This is a genomic window from Streptomyces sp. W16 (assembly GCF_033194735.1).
GTDB lineage: Bacteria > Actinomycetota > Actinomycetes > Streptomycetales > Streptomycetaceae > Streptomyces.
In genome coordinates this window covers 30,300-41,685 of the sequence record NZ_JAWOAI010000016.1, presented here as the reverse complement: position 1 = coordinate 41,685, position 11,386 = coordinate 30,300, and the positions used below count along the sequence as shown (strand labels likewise).

The window sequence follows — 11,386 nt, the reverse complement described above, 5'->3', positions numbered from 1 at the left end:
TGCTGGGTCATGCTCATCACCGGGTTCCGTTGGCGGCGTACTTGGCGACGGCTGCGACGTTGGTCTTGTCGACGAAGGCCGGGCCGGTCAGTACGGGCTGCTCACCGCCACCGCTGTAGTTGCCGTTGTTCTTGTACAGCCACAGCGAGTCGACCGCCAAGTAGCCCTGGAGGTACGGCTGCTGGTCGACCGCGAACTGGACGGTGCCCTTCTGGATGGCGCCCGTCAGAGTGCTGTTCAGGTCGAAGGTGGCGACCTTCGCCTTGCTGCCCGCGTCGGTCAGCGACTGCACCGCCGTCATGGCGAACGGGGCGCCCAGCGTGACGACGTAGTCGATGGCCTTGTCCTGCGTGAGCTTGGCGGTGATCGTCGACTTCACCGACGGCATGTCCGTGCCGTTGACGTTGAGGACCTCGGTGGTGCCGCTGAAGGTCTTCTTCACGCCGTCGCAGCGCTGGGTCAGACCGATGTTGCCCTGCTCCTGGATGACACAGACGACCTTCTTGGCGCCTTCTGTGTTCAGCCTCTTGCCGAGCGCCTCGCCGGCCACGGTCTCGTCCTGGCCGAAGAACTCCAGCAGTCCGAGCTTCTTCCAGTCGCTGAGACCGGAGTTGAGGCCCACGACCGGTATGTTCGCGGACTTCGCCTTGCTGATGACGTCCTTGAGGGCGTCGGGCTTGGCGAGGGTGACCGCGATGCCGTCGACCTTCTGGTCGATCGCGTTCTGCACCAGGTTCGACTGGTTGCCCGCGTTCGGGTCGGCCGAGTAGACGAGCTTGATGTTGTCCTTGTCGGCGGCGGCCTGGGCGCCCTTGCGGACGATGTCCCAGAACGTGTCGCCCGGCGCCTGGTGCGTGACCAGGGCGACCGTCATCCGGGGAGTGCTGGCCTTGCCCGCGGAGGCGCCGGAGGTGTCATCCGTGGACTTCTTGCCGCCCGAGCTGCTGGAGCAGCCGGCGAGGGTCAGTGCCGCTGCCGCGGCGACCGCCACGAAGGGGGCCATTCTGCGCGTACGGGAGTGGGAAGAACGGTCCATCTTTCCTGCACCTCACTGTGCTTCAGGGGAAAGGGAGCAATGATCTCAGAGATCAGGGCTCGGGGCCCGTGCGGCCCCGGGTCGTAGCCGTGAAACACGGCTGTTGCGCTGGGACGGAATCCAATCCCCGGTCGCGCCCGCTGTCAATACTTTGTTAAGACATCATTTCACAAGCAGGTCCGAATGTAAGTACAAACTATTGACAGAGCGCCCCTCGGAGTCCTACACCTGGGAGTCGGCAGGCCCTCGGGACCCGCCCACCCCCCAGTAGCTCAGAGGAGTGCCGCGCATGGCCGAGTCAGCCCAGCCCTTCGATCTCATCACCATGGGCCGTATCGGGGTCGATCTCTACCCGTTGCAGGCCGGCGTACCGCTGGCCCAGGTGGAGACCTTCGGGAAGTTCCTGGGAGGTTCGGCCAGCAACGTGGCCGTGGCCGCCGCCCGGCTCGGCCGGAGCACCGCGGTGATCACCCGCACCGGCGACGACCCCTTCGGGACCTACCTGCACGAGGCGCTGAAGGACTTCGGGGTGGACGACCGCTGGGTCACGCCGGTCGCGGACTACCCCACTCCGGTCACGTTCTGCGAGATCTTCCCGCCGGACGACTTCCCGCTGTACTTCTACCGGCAGCCCAAGGCGCCCGACCTGGAGATCCGCACCGACGAGCTGGACTACTTCGCGATCCGCCAGGCCCGGGTCTTCTGGATCACCGGCACCGGACTGAGCGAGGAGCCGAGCCGCTCCGCCACGCTGGCCGCCCTCAAGGCACGCGACAAGGCGGGCACCACGGTCTTCGACCTCGACTGGCGCCCGATGTTCTGGAAGGACCCCGAAGAGGCCCGCCCGTACTACGCGGAGGCGCTGCGGCACGCGACGGTCGCGGTCGGCAACCTCGACGAGTGCGAGGTCGCCACCGGTGTCCGCGAGCCGCATGCCTGCGCCCAGGCACTGCTGGACGCGGGCGTGGAGCTGGCCGTCGTCAAGCAGGGCCCCAAGGGCGTCCTGGCCGTGCACCGCGACGGCACGACCGCCGAGGTGCCGCCGGTCCCGGTCGAGGTGCTCAACGGTCTCGGCGCGGGCGACGCGTTCGGCGGCTCGCTGTGCCACGGACTGCTGTCCGGCTGGGAGTTGGCGAGAACCATGCGGTACGCCAACGCGGCCGGCGCCCTCGTCGCCTCCCGTCTCGCCTGCTCCACCGCGATGCCCACCGAGTCCGAGGTCGAGGAACTCCTCGCCGGCGCACGCGTGGGCGGCTGACCCCGTGACCGCCCGAGCCATCCCTGAACGGAGTTTCTCTTGAGCATCAGCATCCCCGACCTGGTCACGGTCAGAGCCCGGCATCCGGAGGCGATCGCCGAGGCGGCGGCCCGCCGGGTGCGCCGGCCGCTGCTCGGCGACAGCGGCCGTCTGATGATCGTGGCCGCCGACCACCCGGCGCGTGGCGCGCTCGGTGTCGGCGACCGCCGTACGGCCATGGCGAACCGCGCCGACCTGCTGGAACGCCTGTGTGTCGCACTGTCCCGGCCGGGTGTCGACGGGGTGCTGGCCACCGCCGACATACTGGAGGACCTGCTGCTGCTCGGGGTCCTGGACGGCAAGGTCGTGATGGGCTCGATGAACCGCGGCGGCCTGTCCGGCGCCGCGTTCGAGATGGACGACCGGTTCACCGGCCACCGCGCCGAGGACATCGCCCGGCTCCGCTTCGACGCGGGCAAGCTGCTGCTCCGTATCGACTACGACGACCCGGGCTCGCTGACCACCCTGGAGTCGACCGCACGCGCGATAGACGACATGGCGGCACGCCAACTCCCCCTGTTCGTCGAGCCGTTCATCTCCCGTCGGGTCGACGGCAAGGTCCGCAACGACCTGTCCGCCGAGGCCGTGACCCGCTCGATCGCCATCTCCTCGGGCCTGGGCGGCACTTCGGCCTACACCTGGCTGAAGCTGCCCGTCACCGCTGACCCGGACGACATGGCCGAGGTCATGGAGACCTCGACGCTGCCCGCCGTGCTGCTCGGCGGTGAGGTCGGCGACGACCAGGAGGGCGCGTACGAGAAGTGGCGCAAGGCGCTGCGGCTGCCGACCGTCCAGGGCCTGGTCGTGGGCCGTTCCCTGTTGTACCCCGCCGACGGCGGGGTGGAGGCGGCGGTGGACACCGCCGTGGGTCTGTTGTGAACCGGAGGCACACGATGACGAGCGCGTACCACCTTCCCGCCGGAAAGGCCCTGGGCGGCCCCTACGTCGTGGACGTCACCCCCGAGTCGGCGGCCTGGGGCTACTCCAGCCTGCGGGTCCTGGAGCTGCCGCCGGGCGGCGCCCACACCTTCGACACCGACGACAGCGAGTGGATCGTCGTCCCGCTCAGCGGCGGCTGCACGGTCTCCGCCGCCGACGACTTCGGCCACGACACCTTCGAACTCCACGGCCGCGAGAGCGTGTTCACCGCCGTGAGCGACTTCGCGTACGTCCCCCGGGACTCCCGTACGACGATCTCGTCGGCCGGCGGTGGCCGCTTCGCGCTGACCGGCGCCCGCTGCACCCGCCGCCTGCCCGCCCGCTACGGCCCGGCCTCGTCGGTACCGGTGGAACTGCGCGGCACCGGCAACAGCAGCCGCCAGGTCAACAACTTCGGCGCGGCCGGCGTCTTCGAGTGCGACAAGCTCATCGCCGTAGAGGTGATCACGCCCGGCGGGAACTGGTCCTCCTTCCCGCCGCACAAGCACGACGAGCACCGGCCCGGCGAGGAGTCCGTCCTCGAAGAGATCTACTACTTCGAGTTCGCCGACCACGAGGGCACACCCGGTCTCGGCTACCAGCGCGTCTCCCCGTCCGGGCAGGGCCGTAACACCGACGTCCTGGCCGAAGTCCGGGGCGGAGACGTCGTGTTGATCCCGGACGGCTGGCACGGGCCCTCCATGGCGGTGCCCGGCCACCACATGTACTACCTCAACGTCATGGCGGGTCCCGAGGACGACCGCTCCTGGCTGATCTGCGACCACCCCGATCACGCCTGGGTCCGCGGCACCTGGCCCGAGCAGCCCGTCGACCCCCGCCTCCCCCTCTACACGGCACCGGAGAAGTCCTGATGAGCACCCCCACCCGCCGCCTGACCGTCGCCCAGGCCCTGGTGCAGTTCCTGTCGGTCCAGTACACCGAGCGCGACGGCGTACGGCACCGGTTGATCGCCGGCACCTGGGGCATCTTCGGCCATGGCAACGTTGCCGGACTCGGCCAGGCGCTCCTGGAGGCGGGCGAGGACACGATGCCGTTCCACCAGGGCCGCAACGAACAGGCCATGGTTCATGCGGCAGTTGGCTACGCCCGCCAGCTCGACCGGCTCTCCGCGCAGGCCGTCACGACGTCCATCGGACCGGGCGCCACCAACCTGGTCACGGGCGCCGCGCTGGCCACGATCAACCGCCTGCCGGTCCTGCTCCTCCCCGGCGACTTCTTCGCGACCCGCGCCGCCGACCCGCTGCTCCAGCAGCTGGAGCACCCGGTCGAGGCCGACCTCTCGGTCAACGACACGCTGCGTCCGGTCTCCCGCTACTTCGACCGCGTCATGCGCCCCGAGGCTCTGATCCCGGCCGCCCTCAACGCGATGCGCGTGCTCGCCGACCCGGTCGAGACAGGCGCGGTAACTCTCGCGCTGCCGCAGGACGTTCAGGCCGAGGCCCACGACTGGCCGGAGGAGTTCTTCGCCGACCGCGTGTGGCACGTACGGCGTCCGGCTGCCGATCCCTTCGAGCTGGCGGAGGCCGTCGAGGCCATCCGGTCCGCCGAGCGCCCGCTGATCGTCGCGGGCGGCGGCATCCACCACAGCCGCGCCGAGGAGGCGCTCAAGGCCCTGGTGGACGCCACCGGCATCCCGGTCGCCTCCACCCAGGCGGGCAAGGGCTCGCTCCGCTACGACCACCCGGCGGACCTGGGCGGCATCGGCCACACCGGCACCGCGGTCAGCGACGACATCGCGCGCGCCGCCGACCTGATCATCGGCGTCGGCACCCGCTACACCGACTTCACGACGGCCTCCAACACGCTCTTCCAGAACCCGGCCGTCCGCTTCGTCAACCTCAACATCACCGCGTTCGACGCCCACAAGCTGGCCGCGCGCACGTTGGTGGCCGACGCGAAGTCCGGTCTGGAGGCGCTCACTTCGGGCCTCGAAGGCCACCGCGTGGATCCCGCCTACGAGGCCGAGTACCGCACCGGCAAGGAGAGTTGGGAGCGGGTGGTCGACACCGCGTTCACCGCCCCCGACGAGAACGCCGTGCCTACGCAGACCCAACTCCTCGGCGCCCTCGACGCGGTTGTGGGCGACGACGACGTGGTGATCAACGCGGCCGGTTCGCTCCCCGGCGATCTGCACAAGCTGTGGCGGGCGCGCAGCCCTCGCCAGTACCACCTCGAATACGGCTACTCCTGCATGGGCTACGAGATCCCGGCCGGCATCGGCGTCCAGCAGGCGGCCCCCGACACCCCCGTGTGGTCGCTGGTCGGCGACGGCACGTACCTGATGATGCCGACCGAGATCGTGACCGCCGTCCAGGAGGGCCTGCCGGTCAACCTGGTCCTGATCCAGAACCACGGCTACGCCTCCATCGGCGGCCTCTCCGAGTCGGTCGGCGGCGAGCGCTTCGGCACCGCGTACCGCTACCGGGCGGCCGACGGCACCTTCTCCGGCGCCCCGCTCCCGGTCGACCTCGCCGCCAACGCGGCCAGCCTCGGCATGGACGTCCTGCGCCCCAAGACGGTCCGCGAACTGCGGGAGGCACTGGCCGCGGCCCGCGCCTCCGACCGGCCGACCTGTGTCTACGTCGAGACCGACATCGCCACCCCGACCGCTCCCCCGGCCGAGGCCTGGTGGGACGTACCGGTCGCCGAGACCGCCTCGCGCGAATCGGCCGTACAGGCCCGCGAGGTGTACGACCGCCAGGTCGCCGACCGTCGCCGCCACCTCTGAACTCCCCTCCTCCGAAAGGCACTTGCACCATGAAGACGATCACCCACTGGATCGACGGCAAGCCCGTCGAGAGCACCTCGGGCCGTTTCGGTCCCGTGTACAACCCGGCGACCGGCGCGCAGGAGAAGCAGGTCGGCTTCGCGACCGTCGACGAGGTGGACGCCGCCGTCGCCTCCGCGAAGGCCGCGTTCGAGAGCTGGGGCACCTCCTCGCTCGCCAAGCGCACCGCGATCCTGTTCAAGTACCGCGAGCTGCTGGACGCGCACCGCGACGAGATCGCCGAGCTGATCACCGCCGAGCACGGCAAGGTGCACTCGGACGCGCTCGGCGAGGTCGCGCGCGGCATGGAGATCGTCGAACTGGCCTGCGGGATCAGCGTGCAGCTGAAGGGCGAGCTGTCGACGCAGGTCTCGACGCGCGTGGACGTGGCCTCAATTCGCCAGCCCCTGGGCGTTGTTGCGGGCATCACGCCCTTCAACTTCCCGGCCATGGTGCCGATGTGGATGTTCCCCCTCGCCATCGCGACCGGCAACACCTTCATCCTCAAGCCCAGCGAGAAGGACCCGTCGGCGTCCTACCGGCTGGCCGAACTCGCCTCCGAGGCAGGCCTGCCGCAGGGTGTGCTGAACGTCGTGCAGGGCGACAAGGTGGCTGTCGACCGCATCCTGGAGCACCCGGACATCGAGGCCGTGTCCTTCGTCGGCTCGACGCCGATCGCGAAGTACATCCAGCTCAAGGCAGTTGAGCACGGCAAGCGCGTACAGGCCCTCGGCGGCGCCAAGAACCACATGCTCGTGCTCCCGGACGCGGACCTGGACTTCGCGGCCGACCAGGCGATCAACGCGGCCTACGGCTCGGCCGGTGAGCGCTGCATGGCCGTCTCCGTCGTGGTCGCGGTCGGCGACACCGGCGACGAACTGGTCGCCAAGATCGCCGAGCGCGCGGGCAACCTGCGCATCGGCCCCGGCAACGACCCGGCGAGCGAGATGGGCCCGCTCATCACCCGCGAGCACCGCGACAAGGTGGCGTCCTACGTCGCCTCGGCCGCGGCCCAGGGCGCGGAGGTCGTCGTCGACGGCACCGGCTTCTCGGTCGAGGGCCACGAGGACGGCTTCTTCCTCGGCGTCTCCCTCCTCGACAAGGTGCCGCTGACGGCGGACGCGTACAAGGACGAGATCTTCGGCCCGGTCCTGGTCGTCGTCCGCGCGGAGTCCTACGACGAGGCCATCACGCTGATCAACAGCTCCCGTTGGGGCAACGGCACCGCGATCTTCACCCGGGACGGCGGCGCCGCCCGCCGCTTCCAGATGGAGGTCAAGGCGGGCATGGTCGGCGTGAACGTGCCGATCCCGGTGCCCGTCGGCTACCACTCCTTCGGCGGCTGGAAGGACTCCCTCTTCGGGGACCTCCACGTCTACGGCAACGACGGCGTCGCCTTCTACACCCAGGGCAAGGTGATCACCACCCGCTGGCCGGACCCGGCCGACGGCGGCATCAACCTCGGTTTCCCCAGCAACTCCTGACAACCCGTCACGATCCGTGAGGAGGTGCCCTCTGTGGCGAAGACCGGTGGCTACTCGCGTGCCGTGACCGGCTCCCCGCTCGACGGCCTGCATTTCGCCCTGGACCGCAACAGTCCGGTGCCGCTGTACTACCAGCTCGCACAGCAGCTGGAGGCGGCGATCGAGCACGGGACCCTCGCGCCGGGCAACCTCCTGGGCAACGAGATCGACCTGTCGGTCCGCCTCGGCCTGTCCCGCCCCACCGTCCGCCAGGCCATCCAATCCCTTGTGGACAAGGGGCTGTTGGTCCGGCGGCGGGGGGTCGGCACGCAGGTGGTCCACAGCCAGGTCAAGAGACCGCTGGAACTCAGCAGCCTCTACGACGACCTGGAGTCGGCCGGACAGGGACCGACCACGGAGGTACTGCGCAACGAGGGCGTGCCCGCGACCGCGGACGTCGCGGCCGCCCTCGGGATCGCGGAGGGCAGCGAGGTCACGCTCCTGGAACGGCTGCGCTCCACGCACGGTCAGCCGGTGGCGTTCCTGTGCAACTACCTTCCGGCCGATCTGCTCGAACTCGACACCGCCCGGCTGGAGTCGACGGGCCTGTACCGGATGCTGCGCACCGCCGGCATCACCCTGCACAGCGCCCGCCAGACGATAGGCGCCCGCTCGGCCACCCCCGAGGAGGCCGCCCGGCTCGACGAGAAGGAGAGTGCGGCACTGCTCACCATGCAGCGCACGGCGTACGACGACACGGGGCGGCCGGTCGAGTACGGGACGCACATCTACCGGGCGTCCCGGTACGCGTTCGACTTCCAGTTGCTGGTCAGGCCCTGACCGGGGCGGCGGAGTCCAGGCGGCCCCGCTGCTCCGCCGTCAGTTCCAGGTCCACGGCCGCGAGGTTCTCCTCCAGCTGGGCCACCGACGAGGCCCCCGCGAGCGGGACGATCGGCAGCGGACCGCCCAACTGCCAAGCGAGTACTACCTGGTTGACGCTCGCCCCGGTGTCCTTCGCCACCTCCCGCAGCGCGGCGAGGCGGGCGGGGGTGCCCGGGTGGTCGTAGTCGGCACCCAGGGGTTTGTCCTGGCGTGTGTAGGCGCCGGCCAGCAGGGGTGAGTAGGCGACCAGGGTGAGAGCGGGTTCGGCGCGCAGATAGCCGAGCAGGTCCGGTCCTGCGCTGCCGAGGCTGCCGTCGGGGAAGAGGTCGGACGGTATGTCAGTCCGGGGGCGCAGATAGCTGTGCTGGTACTGGAGGACCTCGTAGCCGGGCAGGCCGGCCGCGGCGGCGAGGGCACGGGCCCGTTCCACGCGCCAGGCGGCGTGGTTGCTGACGCCGAGGAGGCCGACGGTGCCCTCGGCGACCAGTTCGGCGAATCCCTCGACGGTCTCCTGCAGCGGAACGCTCTGGTCCTCAATGTGGGCGTACAGCAGGTCGAGTTTGTTCACGCCGAGGCGTTCGCGGCTGCGTTCGGCGGACTCGCGGATGACCTTCGCGGACAGGCCCTCCGGGTTGTCGACGTAACTCGTGCCGGGTGCCAGCGGGCGGGCGCCGAGCTTGGTCGCGATGACGATCTCGTCGCCGATGCCGCGGCTGCGCCGCCAGCGTCCGAGCAGCTCCTCGCTCTGGCCGCCCTGGCTGCCGTCGTCCCAGAAGGCGTAGTTGTCGGACGTGTCGATGAAGTTCCCGCCGGCCTCGACATAGCGGTCGAGCACGGCGAAGGAGGTCGCCTCGTCGGTGCGGGAACCGAACAGCATGGCGCCGAGCGCGAGCACGCTCACCTCGCGGCGGTGGGCCGGATCGGTGCCGATGGTGCGGTACTTCATGATGATCCCTCCCGTTCGCACCCGGTCCTCCGGGCACGAACGGGAGTCTCGCGCTTGAAGCGCACTTCAAGTCAAGCTTCTGGGCGCCTACTTGGCGAACGGGCCGTCCAGCGCCGCCCATTGGAGCAGCATGATGGTCTTGGCGTCGGCGATCTCCCCGGTCCGGATCATCTCCAGGGCGCTGCGGAAGGGCAGTTCGAGGATCTCGATGTCCTCGCCCTCCTCCTGGAGTCCCCCGCCCTCGTGGGTGCGGGTCGAGGGGCCGTAGGAGGCGGCGTAGAAGCCGATGCGTTCGGTGACCGAGCCGGGGCTCATGTAGACGTCGAAGACGTGCTCCACCTCGCCCACGGTGTGCCCGGTCTCCTCCACCACCTCGCGCCGTACGGCCTCCTCGGGGTGCTCGTCCTCGTCGTCGAGGAGGCCGCCCGGTGTCTCGACGAGCATGCCGTCGGGGTGGCCGTTGACGTACACGGGGAAGCGGAACTGGCGGGTGAGCAGGACCGTTTCGCGCTCGGCGTCGTACAGGAGCAGGGTCGCGCCGTTGCCGCGGTCGTGGGTCTCGCGTTCCTGGGTGGTCCAGGTGCCGTCGGCGTGCCGGAAGTCGAAGGTCGTGGTGCGCTCGACGTACCAGTGGCTGGAGAGCAGCTTCACGTCGCGGACTCTGACCCGGGGGTTGCCGGTCAGGTCGAGGCCGGTGCGGTCCAGGCCGGTGCGGCCCCGGCTGTCGGGGGTGTCGGCGCCCGCGGTCATCGGGGGCCGGCCGGAGTGGAGGAGACGATCGAGTTGTTCATGCCCGACGTCTATCACCCCGGGGTGGGGAACGGGTGGCCGAAACCGGTGAGCCGCAAGCCCAACTGATGTGCCGGTTGCGTTGATTCGTCGCCTACCGTCCCGTCGGCTGGGCATGCTGGGTGCATGTCTGAGCACGGTGATCAGGTTCCCGGGTACCGGGTGATCAGGATGGAAGCGCTGCAGGACGCCCCGGCAGCCGCCCTCGCGGACGTGGAGGCGTGGCAGGCCCGCGAGGCCTACCCGAACGTCCTGGCCGGCGGCGGCCCGGTGTTCGGAGTGGCCGAGGAGCTGGATTCCGGCGGCTGGCAGGTCCTTTCCCGGTTCGGCAACATGGCCCCGCAGGGCTCCCGCGACACCCTGGCGATGACCTTCCGCCAACGCGCGCGGGAGGCCGGCGACGCGGGCGACACGGCGACTCAGCAGGAGTGGCTGCGGGGCGCGGAGCGGCTGGACTGGGAGAAGGTGGACGAGCTGACGGTGCTCGACCGCCGGTTCCGGGTGGTGCGGGCCGACCAGTTCATCCGGATGGGACCGACGGGACCGGAGCCGCCCCGGCCGTCCGACCCCGACCCGGCGAAGGTCGGGCACGGCCACGAACTCCCCAACCGCACCACGGGGTTCGTGATCGACCCGTTCACCGCGACGGGCATGTCCGAGGGCATCCTGCGGATGGAACTGCTGTCACTGGTCCGCGCCCCGGGCACGGCTCCCGCCCCCGTACGCAAGGACTCGGTGCGCGCCCTGAAGACGCATCCCGGGGGTGTGCTGCTGCCCGCCGAGTTCACCGCGGCGGAGTTCGCGGACGGCGGCTGGCAGCCGACGCAGATGACGAACACGAGTCCGCAGGGGGCGCGGGACACGCTCACCACCTATCTGCGGGTGATGGCGCCGGCCATGGAGCAGCTCGACGAGGAGACACGGGCCGAGTACGCGCGGGCGGCCGACCGGATCGACGCCGAGCGCTGCGACGACATCGAGATCGACGGGTGCCGGACACGGATCGTGCGGGTCGAACGGCTCGTCCGCATCGGCCCCGACGGTCCCGAGGGCCCGCGTCCCTCCGACCACGACCCGGAGCTGCCGACCGCCGTCCAGGAGGAACAGCTGCGTGCGGAGGGGCTGTTCGACGAGGACCGGGTGGTGAGCGAGGAGGAGGCCGAGCAGCAGCGGGTGGCGGAGGAGCAGGCGAAGGAGTTCCTGCGGCTGTTCGAGGAGCAGCGCCGACGGCGAGAGGACGCGGAGGGTTCCTGAGCCCGGCGGGGGG

Annotated in this window: 10 protein-coding genes; 7 read left to right on the top strand and 3 right to left on the bottom strand. The window is 70.3% G+C overall.

Going from position 1 to position 11,386, the window contains the following annotated elements; genetic code table 11:
• Positions 1 to 16: 16 nt before the first annotated feature.
• Entirely contained in the window at positions 17 to 1,036 is a 1,020-nt protein-coding gene (locus tag R6V09_RS03945) for a sugar ABC transporter substrate-binding protein (RefSeq protein ID WP_317879920.1), read from the bottom strand.
• Between the two features lie 289 nt (positions 1,037 to 1,325).
• Here R6V09_RS03945 and iolC point away from each other — a divergent pair, with 289 nt between their 5' ends.
• Genes iolC through R6V09_RS03915 form a run of 6 tightly spaced genes read left to right on the top strand, consistent with a single transcriptional unit; the run spans position 1,326 to position 8,342 of the window.
• Positions 1,326 to 2,294, top strand: coding sequence for a 5-dehydro-2-deoxygluconokinase (gene iolC / locus R6V09_RS03940; protein ID WP_317879919.1), 969 nt, complete (start codon positions 1,326 to 1,328; stop codon positions 2,292 to 2,294).
• 39 nt (positions 2,295 to 2,333) lie between these two features.
• The gene (locus R6V09_RS03935; RefSeq protein ID WP_317879918.1) at positions 2,334 to 3,212 is read left to right on the top strand and encodes a Cgl0159 family (beta/alpha)8-fold protein; all 879 of its coding nucleotides are present in this window, start codon (positions 2,334 to 2,336) and stop codon (positions 3,210 to 3,212) included.
• A gap of 14 nt (positions 3,213 to 3,226) precedes the next feature.
• Complete coding sequence (iolB, locus tag R6V09_RS03930; protein ID WP_317879917.1) at positions 3,227 to 4,123, top strand: 5-deoxy-glucuronate isomerase; 897 nt, start codon at positions 3,227 to 3,229, stop codon at positions 4,121 to 4,123.
• Positions 4,123 to 6,000 (top strand): 3D-(3,5/4)-trihydroxycyclohexane-1,2-dione acylhydrolase (decyclizing), encoded by a 1,878-nt coding sequence (gene iolD / locus R6V09_RS03925; protein ID WP_317879916.1) that lies wholly within the window; start codon positions 4,123 to 4,125, stop codon positions 5,998 to 6,000. The genes iolB and iolD overlap by 1 nt, the downstream gene beginning before the upstream one ends.
• Positions 6,001 to 6,029: 29 nt before the next feature.
• Positions 6,030 to 7,523 carry a CoA-acylating methylmalonate-semialdehyde dehydrogenase gene (locus R6V09_RS03920; RefSeq protein WP_317879915.1) on the top strand — a complete coding sequence of 498 codons (1,494 nt, stop codon included), beginning with the start codon at positions 6,030 to 6,032 and terminating at the stop codon, positions 7,521 to 7,523.
• Positions 7,524 to 7,556: 33 nt separating this feature from the next.
• On the top strand, positions 7,557 to 8,342 hold the full coding sequence (locus tag R6V09_RS03915) for a GntR family transcriptional regulator (protein ID WP_317879914.1): 786 nt from the start codon (positions 7,557 to 7,559) through the stop codon (positions 8,340 to 8,342).
• Here the strand turns inward: R6V09_RS03915 and R6V09_RS03910 are convergent.
• Both R6V09_RS03910 and R6V09_RS03905 read right to left on the bottom strand, forming a co-directional pair.
• Positions 8,332 to 9,330 carry an aldo/keto reductase gene (locus R6V09_RS03910; RefSeq protein ID WP_317879913.1) on the bottom strand — a complete coding sequence of 333 codons (999 nt, stop codon included), beginning with the start codon at positions 9,328 to 9,330 and terminating at the stop codon, positions 8,332 to 8,334. The genes R6V09_RS03915 and R6V09_RS03910 overlap by 11 nt on opposite strands.
• Positions 9,331 to 9,417: 87 nt before the next feature.
• A complete protein-coding gene (locus tag R6V09_RS03905) occupies positions 9,418 to 10,080 on the bottom strand; it encodes an NUDIX domain-containing protein (RefSeq protein WP_317879912.1) in 663 nt (220 codons plus the stop codon).
• Between the two features lie 165 nt (positions 10,081 to 10,245).
• Between R6V09_RS03905 and R6V09_RS03900 the strand changes: the two genes are divergently transcribed.
• Positions 10,246 to 11,373, top strand: a complete 1,128-nt coding sequence (locus tag R6V09_RS03900; RefSeq protein WP_317879911.1) for a DUF5954 family protein — start codon at positions 10,246 to 10,248, stop codon at positions 11,371 to 11,373.
• Positions 11,374 to 11,386 lie beyond the last annotated feature (13 nt).